The sequence below is a fragment of the Tangfeifania diversioriginum genome, from assembly GCF_900141875.1.
Taxonomy (GTDB): domain Bacteria; phylum Bacteroidota; class Bacteroidia; order Bacteroidales; family Prolixibacteraceae; genus Tangfeifania; species Tangfeifania diversioriginum.
Genome location: NZ_FQZE01000007.1, coordinates 109,522 through 125,190, shown reverse-complemented (window position 1 = coordinate 125,190; position 15,669 = coordinate 109,522). Strand labels below are relative to the sequence as shown.

Annotated in this window: 15 protein-coding genes; 6 read left to right on the top strand and 9 right to left on the bottom strand. The window is 39.7% G+C overall.

The features are described from left to right. The first annotated feature begins 24 nt into the window (after nt 1–24). The 5 genes from BUC07_RS06415 to BUC07_RS06395 all read left to right on the top strand — a co-directional run bounded on the left by BUC07_RS06415 (nt 25) and on the right by BUC07_RS06395 (nt 3,944). Nucleotides 25–399, top strand: coding sequence for a four helix bundle protein (locus BUC07_RS06415; RefSeq protein WP_073167416.1), 375 nt, complete (start codon nt 25–27; stop codon nt 397–399). A gap of 35 nt (nt 400–434) precedes the next feature. Further along, nucleotides 435–1,208 carry an ABC transporter ATP-binding protein gene (locus BUC07_RS06410; protein ID WP_073167413.1) on the top strand — a complete coding sequence of 258 codons (774 nt, stop codon included), beginning with the start codon at nt 435–437 and terminating at the stop codon, nt 1,206–1,208. Nucleotides 1,209–1,297: 89 nt separating this feature from the next. Continuing rightward, nucleotides 1,298–1,648: a four helix bundle protein gene (locus BUC07_RS06405; protein WP_073167408.1), complete on the top strand. Its 351-nt coding sequence runs from the start codon at nt 1,298–1,300 to the stop codon at nt 1,646–1,648. A 13-nt stretch (nt 1,649–1,661) separates the two neighbouring features. After that, on the top strand, nt 1,662–2,768 hold the full coding sequence (locus BUC07_RS06400) for an ABC transporter permease (RefSeq protein WP_073167403.1): 1,107 nt from the start codon (nt 1,662–1,664) through the stop codon (nt 2,766–2,768). A 57-nt stretch (nt 2,769–2,825) separates the two neighbouring features. Continuing rightward, nucleotides 2,826–3,944, top strand: coding sequence for an ABC transporter permease (locus BUC07_RS06395; protein WP_073167400.1), 1,119 nt, complete (start codon nt 2,826–2,828; stop codon nt 3,942–3,944). 255 nt (nt 3,945–4,199) lie between these two features. On the opposite strand, the gene BUC07_RS06390 is transcribed toward BUC07_RS06395, so the two are convergent. The 9 genes from BUC07_RS06390 to BUC07_RS06350 all read right to left on the bottom strand — a co-directional run bounded on the left by BUC07_RS06390 (nt 4,200) and on the right by BUC07_RS06350 (nt 14,155). Next, nucleotides 4,200–4,694, bottom strand: coding sequence for a YtfJ family protein (locus BUC07_RS06390; RefSeq protein ID WP_073167397.1), 495 nt, complete (start codon nt 4,692–4,694; stop codon nt 4,200–4,202). Nucleotides 4,695–4,812: 118 nt separating this feature from the next. Next, nucleotides 4,813–6,489 (bottom strand): hypothetical protein, encoded by a 1,677-nt coding sequence (locus tag BUC07_RS06385; RefSeq protein WP_073167394.1) that lies wholly within the window; start codon nt 6,487–6,489, stop codon nt 4,813–4,815. An 18-nt stretch (nt 6,490–6,507) separates the two neighbouring features. Continuing rightward, on the bottom strand, nt 6,508–7,458 hold the full coding sequence (locus BUC07_RS06380) for a CsgG/HfaB family protein (RefSeq protein WP_083578134.1): 951 nt from the start codon (nt 7,456–7,458) through the stop codon (nt 6,508–6,510). Nucleotides 7,459–7,494: 36 nt separating this feature from the next. Next, complete coding sequence (locus tag BUC07_RS06375) at nt 7,495–8,223, bottom strand: hypothetical protein (RefSeq protein WP_073167387.1); 729 nt, start codon at nt 8,221–8,223, stop codon at nt 7,495–7,497. A 56-nt stretch (nt 8,224–8,279) separates the two neighbouring features. After that, nucleotides 8,280–8,909 (bottom strand): hypothetical protein, encoded by a 630-nt coding sequence (locus tag BUC07_RS06370; protein WP_139279494.1) that lies wholly within the window; start codon nt 8,907–8,909, stop codon nt 8,280–8,282. A 30-nt stretch (nt 8,910–8,939) separates the two neighbouring features. Further along, nucleotides 8,940–9,533 (bottom strand): DUF6252 domain-containing protein, encoded by a 594-nt coding sequence (locus BUC07_RS06365; protein WP_139279493.1) that lies wholly within the window; start codon nt 9,531–9,533, stop codon nt 8,940–8,942. 15 nt (nt 9,534–9,548) lie between these two features. Continuing rightward, complete coding sequence (locus BUC07_RS06360) at nt 9,549–10,850, bottom strand: T9SS type A sorting domain-containing protein (protein WP_083578133.1); 1,302 nt, start codon at nt 10,848–10,850, stop codon at nt 9,549–9,551. A gap of 16 nt (nt 10,851–10,866) precedes the next feature. Further along, nucleotides 10,867–11,904: a right-handed parallel beta-helix repeat-containing protein gene (locus BUC07_RS06355; RefSeq protein ID WP_073167374.1), complete on the bottom strand. Its 1,038-nt coding sequence runs from the start codon at nt 11,902–11,904 to the stop codon at nt 10,867–10,869. Between the two features lie 847 nt (nt 11,905–12,751). Next, complete coding sequence (locus BUC07_RS06350; protein WP_073167371.1) at nt 12,752–14,155, bottom strand: NfeD family protein; 1,404 nt, start codon at nt 14,153–14,155, stop codon at nt 12,752–12,754. 164 nt (nt 14,156–14,319) lie between these two features. On the opposite strand from BUC07_RS06350, the gene purB reads away from it, so the two are divergent. Continuing rightward, nucleotides 14,320–15,666, top strand: a complete 1,347-nt coding sequence (gene purB, locus BUC07_RS06345) for an adenylosuccinate lyase (protein WP_073167369.1) — start codon at nt 14,320–14,322, stop codon at nt 15,664–15,666. Nucleotides 15,667–15,669: the final 3 nt, after the last annotated feature.

Below are 15,669 nucleotides of genomic sequence, written 5' to 3'. Positions count from 1 at the left end.
ACTAATCAACAAAAAAATAGAATTATGGATTTTAAAGAATTACTTGCATACAAAAAAGCATTTGCACTGGCAATGAAAATTTATTCGATTTCAAAATCATTTCCAAAAGAAGAAAGATATTCTTTAACAGACCAAATCAGACGTTCCTCCAGATCCACTTGTGCAAATCTTGCCGAAGCTTACAGAAAACGAATATATCCTAAACACTTTATTACAAAACTTACTGATTCTGATGGTGAAAATAGTGAAACAGCAGTCTGGCTGGATTTTGCATTAGCCTGCAATTATTTACAAAAAGAAGAACATGAATCACTTTATGCAGAGAGTCTGGAAATTGGTAAACTTCTTAACTACATGATGAATAATCCGGATAAATTCGGAAGCAGCAAAGATTTTTAACTGCGACTGTGACTGCGACTGTAAACTTTTTAATTATGAAAGAAGAAATTATCAGAGTAAAAAACCTCGTCAAAAAATTCGGCTCGTTCACGGCCAACGATAACCTCACGTTTGATGTGTACAAGGGCGAGGTGTTTGGTTTTCTGGGGGCGAACGGTGCAGGCAAAACCACGGCCATTCGTATTCTTAGCGGACTCTCCTCTCCTACTTCGGGGAAACTGAATGTGGCCGGGTTCGATGTCTATACCGAAACGGAGAAAATCAAGAAGAATATCGGTTACATGAGCCAAAAGTTTTCGCTTTACGAGGACTTGACGGTGGCCGAAAACATTCGGTTTTATGCGGGGATTTATGGGATTTCGCCCAAACGTAGAAAGGAAAAAATGGGTGAACTGCTTAAAAAGCTGGAAATGGAAAAAGCTAAAAACAAGCTGATTGCCGGACTGCCGCTGGGGTGGAAACAAAAACTGGCATTTTCGGTAGCAGTTTTTCACGAGCCCAAAATTGTGTTTCTCGATGAACCCACCGGAGGAGTTGACCCTGTTACACGCCGCAAATTCTGGGACATGATTTACGAAGCCGCTAACGATGGAATTACGGTATTTGTTACCACCCACTACATGGACGAAGCCGAGTACTGCGACCGCGTTTCAATTATGGATGCCGGCAAAATAGAAGCGCTTGACACACCGGCAAAACTGAAAGAAAAGTACAATGCCAAGGATATGGATGAGGTGTTTTTGAGGATAGCGAGAGCCTCCCCTAACCCCTCCGAAGGAGGGGGACAGGAAACAATCACTAATGAATGAGTAGTGAGTAGTTAGTCAATAGTCTTTAGTAAAAAGAGCAAGTGTAAATATTATCAAATTAATTTATTGTTTAATCAAAATTTAAAATCATGAACAAATTTAAAGAACTAAAAGTGTGGCAGAAATCAATTCAACTTGTAACAAACATTTATTCAGCCACTATTAACTTTCCCAAAAAAGAGATTTATGGAATTACTTCACAAATCAGGAGGTGTGCTGTTTCTATTCCTTCCAATATTGCTGAAGGAGCCGGAAGGGGAACAAAAAAAGATTTTTCGCATTTCTTAGATATTGCCAAAGATTCCTCTTTTGAACTTGAAACACAACTAATTATTTCCAAAGAACTTGGATTTATCGACCACAACATTTACGTATCAATATTTTCTGAGTTAGAGAAAATTCAAAAAATGATTACCGGATTACAAAAAAGCTTAAACTAAAAACTAACTACTAATGGCTCAATTACTTTCCTTCATCAAAAAAGAATTCTTCCACATTTTTCGCGATCCGCGGACGATGCTGATTTTGTTCGGAATTCCGGTGGCGCAGCTACTGATTTTCGGAACGGTCATCAAAAACGAAATCAAAGATGTGCGGATTGCCATTTACGACCAATCTAAGGATGAAACCACGCAGCAGATTACCAACAAACTGCTTTCGTCGGGGTACTTTGTTTTGGTCGACGATCTGCAAAACACCAGCGGAATAGAGGAAACCTTCCGAAAAGGTGAAGTGAAGGAGATTATCGTTTTTGAAAGTAATTTTGGCGAGAAACTAATAAAAGAAGGGACAGCAAACGTGCAGTTGATTGCCGATGCATCGGACCCGAACATGGCGCGGCTGGCCGTTTCCTATACCCGCGGCATCATCAACGACTACGTACAAAAAATGAATCCCAATCAAGAGCTGCCAATGCAGATTCAGCCGGAAGTGCGGATGTATTTTAACGAGGAGATGAAAAGTGCCTACATGTTTGTGCCGGGAACGATGGCGCTGATTTTGATGCTCATTTCGGCAATGATGACTTCCATCTCCATCACCCGCGAAAAAGAGCTGGGAACCATGGAAATATTGCTGGTATCGCCGCTGAAACCGGCGCAGATCATCATCGGAAAAGTATTACCATACCTGCTGCTGTCGATTGTCAATGCTTTTGTAATTGTGCTTATCGGATTGTTTGTTTTTGGCGTTCCCATTACCGGAAGCTTTATTTTGCTGATGCTCGAAACCATCCTTTTCATTTTGATGGCTCTCTGCTTGGGCATCCTAATTTCCACCATGGCAAAAAGCCAGATGACCGCCATGTTTATTTCGATGATTGTACTGATGCTGCCAACCATTCTGTTGTCGGGTTTTATTTTTCCCATCGAGAACATGCCCGAGATTCTGCAGTGGCTGAGCCACATCATGCCCGCCCGCTGGTTCATTTCCATCATCCGCGGCATCATGCTCAAGGGAGTCGGAATGGCCTTTATCTGGAAAGAGACGCTAATATTGATTGGAATGACTTTGTTTTTTGTGGCGGTGAGTGTGAGGAAGTTTAAGATACGATTGGAGTGAGAGCCCCTCTAACTCCCCCAAAGGGGGAGAAAACGTGCAACCTGTAACTTGTAACAAATGAAAACAATAAAATACCTTCTCCAAAAAGAATTCCTCCAAATTTTCAGGAACAAAACCATGCTGCCGATGATTATTGGGGTGCCGTTGATGCAAATGCTGATTTTGGTTTTCGCAGCTACCTACGATTTGAAAAAAATCGATATGGTGGTGGTTGACTACGATTTGTCTTCTGCTTCGCGAGAGCTGATAGCCAAATTTGACGGCATTCCGTTTTACAACGTAACATCGATTGTGCCCGATGAACAATTTGGCGAGGAAATGATGCTGACCGACGAGGCAGATGCTGTGCTTGTAATCCCGGCCAACATGGAACGCGAACTGGTGCGCGAAAACGAGCAAAAACTGCAACTGCTTGTCAATGCCATCGACGGAAATACGGCTCAACTCATCTATTCCTATTCGGCGCGAATCTTCGGCGGGTTCAATCAAAATCTAATTGCGGAATGGCGGGGCATCCCTAATCTCACGCCACCAAACGAAATAAAGATCACAGAAAGTTACTGGTTTAACAATGAACTGGATTACAAGTGGTACATGGCGCCAGGAATTCTGGCGATTCTGGTCACCATCATCGGAATGTTCATGTCGGGGATGAACCTGGTGCGCGAAAAAGAAATCGGCACCATCGAGCAACTTAATGTTACACCCATTCGCAAACATCACTTCATCATCGGCAAACTGGTTCCGTTTTGGATAATTGCATTGTTCGACCTCGCATTCGGGTTGTTTATTGCCTGGCTGGTTTTCAATTTGCCGGTTGTGGGAAGCCTGTGGCTGCTGTTCGGTTTTGCCGGACTTTACCTGTTGGGCGTGCTCGGTCTCGGGTTGTTTATTTCCACGGTTGCCGACACCCAGCAGCAGGTGATGTTCATCAGCTTCTTTTTTATGATGATCTTTATTCTGATGGGCGGCATTTTCACACCCGTTGAAAGCATGCCCGAGTGGGCGCAGACTTTCAACCACCTCAACCCAATTTACTATTTCATGAAAATCATGCGCAACATCCTGCTCAAGGGTTCCGGTTTTTTCGATTTACTGGAAGAATTCTTCTCACTCGTGGTGTTGGGGATTATCTTTTTGAGCCTTGCGATTTGGCGGTACCGGAAAACGACTTAGAAAGTGGAGACAATCAGAGTTCAGTAGCGTCCGAAGTCACAGTTTCCAGTTCTTTTCCGGTACCGCACATAGTAAATGTTTTGCAATTGTTGTCCCAAATGTTCAGTTAATTTCTGGGATCCAATGAGTGGAGTGATATGGCAAGAAAAATTCTACACAAAATGGAGTAAAGGATGTTACACAATGCAAATAATTTACCCAAGATCAAATAAATACCAAATAAATGAGCCTTCGACTCTTGCAACTTAATTGGGTTTATATTTTAAAAGTAACACCCAATTTTCCGCCGGAATATGTTCCTCCGCCAAATTCAACGTTAATAGCAAAGTTATCGCTCACAAAATAGCGAGCACCTACCTGCCCGGTAAAATAGACTCCGGATCCCCTGAACCATGAATAACTATACCTGTCATTGTCTGACCAAATGGAATACCCAAGCGACAAGCCTGCATATATATCATACTCCGGCGGCACATCAAACAATTCATTAAAATGGTAATTTCCAATTCCGGCAATCGTAATTATCGAAGGGCTGTAAACTGAATATTTACCCCACTTTCGGTAACTAAACTCGCCGCCTACTGAAATGTTCTCTGCCACACCAAATTCTATTCCGCCGTAAAAAGGTAAACCATAGGTAGAAAGGCCAATCCCAACATTAACTTGAGATTCACCTTCTTCAATAGGTTGGGCGTTTGATGCAAAAGCAAAAAAAAGAATTGTACTAAATAGTAATGCAAATTTTTTCATGAAATTCGTTTTATAAAGTTAATAACTAAAGTTTTATATTAATATTCAAAAAAAAATGTTTCTACTCGAAAAATTAAGCCGTTTGTTTGGTATCATAACTTTCTATAAAAAATGTTTTTTAATTTTCCATACATGATTCAGTCATCATTTTGAATGCGGTTTCCAGCTTACGTGCCTGTTCTAAGTCTTTTGCCTTAATTTGAAATTCATCTGTAAAATCGTCTGCTTCGCCGTTTTCATAAACTTGTACCAAATCATTTTCCCCTTTAATTTGAATGGTAACCAACGCCTCGGCGCCATCGGTTTCAAAATGAATTTTGTTGACATCCACGTCTTTCAGGTTAAATTCATAAACATATCTCGTATCGTCACTTACATCGGTTAAATTGTATTTAAGAAGGCATTCGCTGCTTCCTTTTTCAAGCGATTGCTGGTACGTATCGGTTTCCACCACAACATCTGCAACAGCACTAAGCACATAATTTTCTGCTTCGGAAACATCAGGAAAAGCAACTGACTTTTCCATTTTTTCCAAAGCCAGTTGGTTAAAACGGGAAAAAACAGCAGCCACTTCACGAGCAGTTTCCACATCCGGACTTCTGATTTTCATTTCGCTTTCATAGTCCACATCTTCGTTATTTTCGGTAACCCGTATCAATTCACGATCACCTGCTGTCTTTAATTCAATCAACACGCTGTTTTTGTCCGTATCAAAATTTACCGGAACCTTACCAAAATCGGCCGCGTTAACAACGTATTCATATTTTTCACCTTCCGAAACATCGTTCAGTGTATAAATAAATACGAGGTCGTTATCGGGAGAAATCTCAAATTCCTGATCATACGCATCCTGGTTAATCACAACCTGTCCGATATTATTCTGAAGAATATCAAGACACTGCTGGTAAGAAAAGCTTGAATAATCTACGGTTTCCTCTTTTTCGGCCAGTGCAACAAGTGCTTCAAGCTGAGCTTCAAGCATGCGGGCTTCTTCAATTGAATTTACTTTTAATTCCAGTTCGTTTGTATAATTACCGGTTTCGCCATTCTCGGTATAGGCAATCAAATCGCGCTCGCCTTTGGTTACAACGGGAATGACCACTTCTTCCCTATCAGTCTCAAAATCAATTTTATGCAAGTTCAAGTCTGCAATATTAACTGTAAACTGTTCTACTTCATCACCGGTGGCATTGCTTATTTTAAAGGTTACAATGTTGTTGTTTTCCGAATCAAAACTAAATTCCTGAACATAAACGTCATCGTTAACTTTAACTTCCTGAATTGCATTGTCGATTTCATTCAGTAAGGTTTGCTTGTCGTTGCTGACACTTATTAATGATTCTGAATTGTCTTTTGCGTATTCGGCAACTGCCTTCAACGCATCGGCCAGTTGCCGCGCTTCTTCAATTCCTGAGGCATAAAAAACCAGCTCGTCATCGTAATTCTGAATTTCACCATCCTCTACAACCTTAACCAAATCCCTCCCTCCGTTTGTGCCGGCTGTAATTTCCACGACTTCTTTACTGGGTTCAAATTTTACCAGGAAAGGGTTAATGTCAATCGCATTTACCGACATAATAATTTCTTCTCCTTTACGGGAATCAACAATACTGATTGACAGCAACAGGTAGTTCTCGGGATCATAGCTGAAAGTCTGCCGGTATTCGGTTCTTTTGTCTTTCACCGGAACTGTGTTCTCCTTAAGAAAATCCAGTTTTTCCTCTAGTTCCTGATCTTGTGCAAGCAAGTTAGCTATCAGGAAAATTGCGGTAATTGTTAGGTATGTAATTTTCATTAATTTGATTATGAAAGTTTACTTTGATTTCATAGCAATCTCACCCGATTGAACACCGGTAATTTCAAATTGGCCTCCGTACTTCCTGTCAATAATGGTTGCAAGTTCATCGGTACTTCCAACATGTCTGACCGAATATATCGCTGTATTATCAGCAAATTTTGAAAGTTCAGCCTTTTTTACTTCAGAATGGCTTTCTATCAAATTTAGCAATGTACTTTTTTCAGAAAAAGAGACATCATTAACGATTAGCATCGTAAGGTTGGAACCCAGTTCATCTTCTGAAGGCAGCGGAATATTATCCATTTCATCTGTAAGATATTCAGTTGCCTCAATTATTCCTTTTTCCAGAGCATCAGCAACCGCAGGATCAGTATCAGAACTGTGAGCTAAAAAACTCACTCTAAAAGATTTAGCTGTTGTACTTTCAGTATTGATGCTTTTTGATTTTAGAATTTCACGAGTTTGCGGATTTATTATTTTTAAAATGAATCCAATTTTCGCTTTTTTCACAGCCCCACCAATTCCCAAAACTCTGGTTCCTGTAGATGAAGAATTATATTCGGTAACTTCACCTGTAACAACAATCTGTGCAAGTTTCAATTTCCCTTTTTCCAGTCCAGTGGCTGAATTAAAATATTCGGAGTTTGAAGCGTCGATTTCTGAGGTAACATCCGCCATGTTTTTTTGCTCCTCCAGCACGTTAAAACAGTTGACCTCACTGAGTGCATTAGTGAGCATTGTGCTCATATTCTCGCCCAGAACAGATGGTGCATTTGATGCTGTTGCAGAAAAGCGTGCAACGGTTATGCGAATTCGCTCATCCAGCGGAATATCTTTACATTTTTCTTTTATGGCTTCGAATGTTGTATTCACATCCGATCTTTTGTCTTTGTTGTTTTGCGCAACTGCATTTTGAACAGATACATACATGCAGCAAACCAAAATTATTGCTAATGTCTTTTTCATTTTTTTTTGCTTTAAATGATTAATACATATTTTGATTCATAATTCCCGACCTTTCTTTTTATCCGACTCTACCATTCCACGTCTGCTATCTTCCTCTGAAATATCCTGTTGCATTTTTTTTTGAATTGATTTAAATTCTTCGGTACGCTCGGAAATAGCATCTTCATCGTAAAGCACCCGGCTGTCTCCAATTTCAATATATTGATTGTTCGGATCTCCAAAATCATTTAACATGACCACGGCAACATGCAAATCTTCAATTCCTTCCTCTCCGATAGTGCCTGTGAAAATAATTGTATTTAAGGCCGAATCGTTATCGAATGTGTCATATGTCATATTTTTGGCAAACACTGAAAAATCATTTCCCTCTCCTACAAGGAAGCTTCCATAACCTTCTCCTTCCTGAGATGCATCTTCTTCTACATATTGAGTTGTTATGGTAAGTTCATCATTATTTTGTTCGAAGAATGAAATCAGTAATTCATTAAATTCAAAACCGATAATATCTGTTTCAATATTGCTCGACATTAAAATTGATGGATTCATTAGAAATGTCCCTTCGATATTCGCCGGATTTCCGCCGGTATTAATGGGCATATCCAGCGAATCAAGAATATCCAAAATATCCTGTGGAATAAAATCATTTATATCTCGCGATAAACCATTTTCTTCGATTAAATCATTCATCTCATCTTTTTTGCAATTAGTGGCGATTATCCCAACAAGGAATAATGTTGCTAAAATGTGATTAATATTTGTTTTCATATCATAAAATTTTAATTTTCACTTACTAAACAGATGCAATTAAAATCTCCATTTTACTATTCATTATCTATTTTTTTAGAGAATCCATCCTTATCAAAAATCAATCGTGCACTCCCCACGTCAATATAACTGCCATCAGGATTATTGTAATTGTCCAACATAACCACAGCCATGTGTAAATCCGTTAATCCATCTGAACTCCATGTACCTGAATAAATTTGGGCAGAAAAGGCAGAATCTTTACCGGTGCTGTTCAATGTTTTTATTTTCGAAAAAACGGAAAAATCATTCCCATTTCCTGAAATAAAACTCTCCTGCCAGTCTGCTTGTGATGAATCCTGTGAAAATTTTGCCATTAACTTCAGCTCCTCGTTGTTCTTACCGGAAAACAAAATCCGAATACCTTCAAATTCGTAACCAACAGAATCATCCTTAAGATTACTAGATAACAAGACAGGCTGCGAAACAAGAAAGGTGCCTTCAATATTTGCCGGATTCCCCCCGGTATGAATGGGCATTCCCAGCGAATCGAGGATATTGAAAATATCAGATGAAATCAAGTTGTTGATTTCATACGAAAGACCGTTTTCTTCAATCAAGTAACTGGGTTCATCTGTTTTACAACTAGTGCAAACAATTCCCAGAAAGAATATTCCAACAAATAAGAAATAAAATTGTGTTTTCATATTTAAGCCATTAAATATTTTTGCTACTAACTACTCACCTAAAATTGCAAAGTCAAAAGTTCCACTGCTAACCTCTATTTGTTCTCCGTTTGGATTATCTGTTGATGTATCGATGCCAGTTGCTGTAAACTCAAACGTGCCTTTTACCCTTGATTCGGAAAGCTCGGTAATTGATACCGTTCCCGCTCCAACTTCCTCACCGACAATGTAAATATTCTCACCATCGTCAACGCCATATTGTCCATCCGCAATTTCGAAAGTTCCGGTTTCAGGATTTAATATATTCAGTGTGATGGAAGCCGCCGGATTGGCGTTGGAAAATAATCCAACAATTGTTAACTGTGTTGCATTTGTTTTTATTAAAAGGGCCGAGCCAAGATCAGTACATATTTGATCACCATTGACTTTGGCACTCATAATATTACCTGTCCGGCTTTCACAAGGTGAGTTCTCTAATTCCGAATCATTTTTACTACAGCCGGATAAAACAAGCAAGCCAAATATCAGCATTAAACTGGCTGAAATTTTTACTGTTGCTAAATATCTTTTGAAACGATTTTCAATTTCATATTTATTTTTGATTCGGGCAGAATCGTTTTGCTTATTTATTTTATTCTTCATCATGATATCCTTTTAAAATCATTCGATTATAACCGTTTTCCTAATTGTAAATTCATCGTTTTGCAGAACAATAAAATAGATACCCCCGGAATATTCCCGCAGGTCGAGTTGATGTTCACTTTCAGCTACTTGCTTTTTAATGAATAGCTGCCCTGTAGTATTTAAAAGTCCCAGCGTGTAACCGTTTTGCGAATAATCATTCCATCTTATAGTAAGGTAATCCCTGGCCGGATTCGGATAAATATTGAACTTTGTTTCTGCCGGCTGATCATCAATCCCTGTTGAACCGGTTACAGCTAAAGCAACCTGAATACTATCCGATTCGAGTGCCAAGTCATTTGTTTTCAGCCAGAATATGTAGTTTCCGTTTTGCCCGGCAGAAGGGGTAAGCGATAAAATACCCGGGGTGTTCCACGATGAAAAATCAAAAATATCCGGATTATCCATTGCTGAAATCATGTAGGCCAGGCTGTCGCCAAATGCCAAATCGGCATCCTGAAACAGGGAGTCCATTGAAATTTCCAGATTTTGATTTACTGACATCGACAACTCCAGGTTTTCTTTTAACGATTCAGGGGCATTGTTCTGCCGCAGGTTTATATCTTCAAGAAAAACCGAATAGCCCCGCACTCCTTTATTGTTTTCTGCATAAAACTCAATGGAATAATTTTCATCGAGGTTCAACCCGGTTACGGAAGCCATAATTGTTGAATCCACATTTTTACGCGCCGGATCAACAGAAGCGTTCATCCAGATACTTTCAAATTCATCGTTATAAAAGCGATAAAAAATATTTTCAATTTTCGCAGTATCCGATTCGCTGATTACAAACGATTTTGCAACCGGCAGCGACCAGACTCCCAGTTTATTTTTCGCACGCATGTAAATGTTGTGAATTCCAGGTTCGAGATTAGAGATATCAAACTTAAAGGTACTGTCCAACAGGTTAGTACCGTTTTGCAGCGCAATCAGGTTTCCATCGCCTTCTTTTACAGCTTCGTCAATAGAATACTCTACGGCTACAATACCATCTGTAACCGGCTCTTCAGGAATGTAAAACGAGCGCTCGGCAGCAAACGACCAGGCTCCATCTTCGTTCATTGCCCTGAAATGGATGGTATGATTTCCGGATTCCAGTCCTGAAATATCAATATTGAATGCATCATCCAACTCCATTAAATTTCCCGGAATTTCGAGTGTGGTTCCTTTTCCTTCCGCCACAAAACCGTCGATGCTGTATTCGAGCCGGGTAATGTTTTGTGCGGAGACCATAGTGGTAAATGTCCAGAATAAGGACAGGAGAAAAATATATTTATTCATAGTCAAATCCTCCCGCTTATTGTTTAATTTTTATCTGAACAGACATTTCATCCCCGGATACAAACCCACCCGTTGAAAGCTCGTAAATGTTGGGTAGGTTGGGCAGTCCCGATAAGCGATACGGATCCGGGCCGCCAAACGGACCGATGTCGGTTCCGTCTGTTCCTGCACCTTTGGCCGGGCTGTTTTCAGAGAGCTGGTATTGTGCATCAGTATCAGGAACATCACTTCCGGAAATAAACAACGTGCTTTGTGGAGCTGAGAAGTTGTCATTTTCATTTCCAAATGCACCGGTTAAGGAAACATTGTGATGGACGGAAACATCGGGAAGTGGTTGAATCGTAAAATCATCTTCATCTTCATTAAGATAAATGTTGTTGGATATTTCCAGGTTTGAATCTGAACCAAAATAAAGATTATTATCCATAAATAAATTGTGGATAATTACCCCATCAGAACCTCCCGGCACCCGCATTGTTCCTACAACCAAGTTGTTAGAGAAAACCAAGTTGGTGCATATTCCGTTGTCATAGCTACCTGTTCCACTTTGGAGGCCGGCTCTCCAGATATAACATTTTTTTATTTGAATATTATTGTATACCGTCCCGTCATCATCTTCAATATCAATTCGGGGAATAAAACAACTTTCAATGGTAATATTATCAATTCCATCATCAAGGAAAATTCCTTCGTATGAACCACCTGAAGGACATACAATACCTACAATCTTTGAATTGTTGCTACCTGATGCAAGAATAATTCCACCAAAATTTGCAGGCCTCTTATTAATTTGTGTTTCCATTTTTTGATCCAGATAATAGCCAGGACCAATAAGCGTTAAAGGTTTGTCTATCGTCACATCACCATAGTTAATGTTGCTACCCGTTACATAAATCGTATCTCCGTCTGAAACCGCGGCATACGCATCTGACCAGTTAATAAACACGTTTTCACTAATGATGGGAGACTCGAGGTTGTTGTTCAGGTAAACAATTTTTGCGTGCAATGTGGTAATTACAAATGTTGCTGCGAGAAAAGTAAATAGTTTTTTCATTTTGTTTGAATTTAAATTTGAATGTTTTAATTGTATTTGATTGAATCAGATTAATCCGGTTTTATCAGAAGAAAACTCATGGTACTATTTGAAAATTGGAGCATCCCCAAATCCGGAGGCTCCGGCTTAAGGGCAAAATTTGCCAGGTACGCCATTCGTGTCAAGATTTGTTTAGGTTGTGTGTACGTAATCAGAACCATTTAATTCACATTGTTATTTTCAATAAATATTTTGTGTTCTATATGGTATTCAATTTTCGGCTTTATTAGTTTGCCGAAAGTGAATCAATTTTTTAATTCCGCTACCCGGGGTCTGAAAGTAAGGTAGTAATTAAATAAGAAAAGAATATCTCATTCGTTTGTGTTTATCAGTCCAGGAGAATCCATATTCTCAATTGTTGCCTGATTCCACTTTTTGACACTGTTAAAACATGTCTGCATTCTTATAAGCGAATAATTCATTCGTGAAAACCTCAATAGAATCAACTGCACAATCCCCTTATAATGAACATTTTATTCAAATATATGAAATGAAAATTAAAAATAAAAGTTTTTAAGGTATTAATTTCACTTATTTTTAATACTATCCCCACCTGATCGCTCAGTTCGCTGAATGAGAACTTTGTTTTGGTTTTCAATTCATAAAAATAATTCACCAGATGTTTTTAACTTAAATCACTGAGATATGAAGTGTTAACCTATTTGGGAAGCAAGCTGTTTCCGTCATTTTAACCGCAAGCGAACAACAATTTGTGGACTGGACTGCTGCTTACAGGGTCAAAACAAAGATTTATATTAAATTATTCGAAATGCTAAAATTATAATTTTTAAAATTACCTCACCCAAAATTAAGTCGCTGGTCGGTCAACATAAAGCTGGGAGGTTCCCACTTTTACAACAACAATATCTTCTCCGCTGTCAATAAAACCGGTTTCAGCCATCGCATCGTAAACTTCGCCTTCAATTATAACTTTTCCTCCGGGACGTAAAACGGTTTGTGCAGTTCCGGTTTTTCCTTTCAGGTTTAAAAATGATGATTCTACATTCAAATATCCTTCGCTGATATTCTGAACAGTGTTCAGGGAAAGGTTTTTGAAAACACCAGATTGGGCTGTAAACAGCTTATTGCCCAGATAAAGTGCTAATATAAATCCGCCAAACAGACCAAACACAACAGTCATAATAGCCACCCCCATTTTACCGGTATCAACAGGGCTAAAATCAAAATCGACATTTCCTACCAAGCTCAGGACCAAACCAATAAATACCAGCAAAATCCCCGAAATTCCGGCCACGCCAAACCCTGGAATTACAAATATTTCCACTGCGATTAAAATCAGGCCAATCAGGAAAACGATAACTTCCCAGTTAGCGGCAAGCCCCTCGAGGTAAAGCGGGGCAAAATATAGCACGGCAGCCAGAATGGCCACTCCAATCGGGAACCCAATGCCCGGCGATTGCATTTCGAAGTAAATTCCACCAATAATTGCCATAATAAGCAATCCGGAAACTACGGGGTTTACTAAAAAGCCAATAATCCTTTCAATAAACGATGGCGAATATTCCACAATTCTGTATTCTTCAATACCAACTTTTTGCAGCACTTCCGGGATGTTCTCTGCCACACCTTCGCAAAAACCGTATTCGATGGCTTCACCCGGAGTAAAAGTCAACACCTTGCCTGTATCAATAATGCCCTCAATAAAAACAGAAGGATCCACCATTGCCTCAGCAATATTCGGGTCGCGTCGCCATTTATAAATGGTATCATTTCCTGAAATGATAGTATCTTTCCCGTGGGCTTCGGCAGTGGCACGCATGGTAGAACGCATGTAGCTTTGGTATTTGTCGGGCATAGCCTGGCCGGTTTGGTTAACAACCGTTGCAGCGCCAATACTTCCGCCAGGACGCATGTAAATGCTGTCGCAGGCAACAGAAATCAGGGCTCCGGCCGAGGCTGCATTGTTATCGATAAAAACATAAACAGGAATAGTACTTTGCAGAATTTTAGTGCGGATGGAATCGGCATCAAGCACCGTGCCACCATAAGTATTCATGTGAATCAGAAAAACATCGGCGCCCAATGTATCGGCAGCTTCAAACGCCTGTTGTGTTTGTCGCCAAATAGCCGGCGCAATTTCTTCCTTAATATTGAATTTATATACTAACTTTTCATCATTCTCACCGGCTTCCGAATTGTAAACAACCGGTAAAATCAATAAAACAACAAGTAGCGACTGTAATATTCTCATTTATAACTTTCTTTCTGAATTCTTTTGAAAACGCATTATCTGTAATCGGTTCGAACAGCTAAGTTATAAATAAATCCGGCACAATGCGTAAAAAATTATCGCGGACAAAAAAAATCCAAATTCACCTAATTTACTACCTTTGCAGGGTTTTAAAAGGCAAAAGAATGGAATTTAACGCATTAACGGCAATATCGCCGGTTGACGGCCGGTACCACAGTAAAGTTGAAAATCTTTGGAAATACTTTAGCGAGTATGCTCTTATTAAATACAGGGTTTTTGCAGAGATTGAATATTTTATCGCACTTTGCGAATATCCGCTGCCACAGCTCAAAAATATTTCGAAAGAAAAGCTGGAAGAACTCAGGCAAATACACCAACAGTTTTCGGTTGAAAATGCAACCCGTGTAAAAGAAATTGAAAGCGTTACCAACCACGATGTTAAGGCAGTTGAATATTTTTTAAAGGAAAAATTCGAGAAGCTGGGACTGGAAAAATACCGGGAATTTATCCATTTTGGCCTCACCTCGCAGGACGCCAACAATACAGCTTTGCCCAAATCAATTCACGATGCACTGGACGAAGAATATTATCCGCTTTTGCAGCAGGTAACCGAAAAGCTGGAAGAACTGGCTGAAAAGTGGAAAAATATTCCGATGCTTGCCAAAACCCACGGACAGCCGGCATCGCCTACCAAACTCGGAAAGGAAATCAAAGTATTTATTGAACGGATTCAGATTCAGCTCGCGCAGCTGCATGCAGTTCCGTGCCATGCCAAATTTGGCGGTGCCACCGGTAATTTCAATGCACACCATGCGGCATACCCCGAAATTGACTGGCCGCAATTTGCCAATAATTTTTGCAGGGAAAAACTTGGACTGGAACGGTCGCAGTACACCACTCAAATTGCCCATTACGATAATTATGCTTCAATTTTCGACGCGCTGAAACGCATCAATAATATCATTCTCGATCTCGACCGTGATATGTGGAGCTACATTTCGATGAACTATTTCAAGCAAAAAATTAAAAAAGGTGAAGTTGGCTCATCTACCATGCCGCATAAAGTTAACCCTATCGATTTTGAAAATTCCGAAGGCAATATTAGTATTGCCAACGCCGGGTTTGAACAACTCGCTGCCAAACTTCCTGTATCGAGGCTGCAGCGCGACCTCACCGATTCAACCGTTACCCGTTTTATCGGCGTTCCTTTTGGCCATACCATAATTGCCTTAAAATCTACGCTAAAAGGACTAAACAAACTGATGCTCAACGAGCCGGCTATAAAAAAAGATTTGGAAAATAATGTGGCTGTAGTTGCCGAAGCCATTCAAACCATTTTGCGGCGCGAATTTTATCCCAATCCCTACGAAGCGCTCAAAGATTTAACCCGCAAAAATGAAGTTATCGACATGCCAGCTATCCACAATTTCATTGATAATCTGGATGTTGATGAAAAAATAAAAAAAGAATTAAAAAAGATTACTCCACAAAATTACACCGGAGTTTTCTAATAA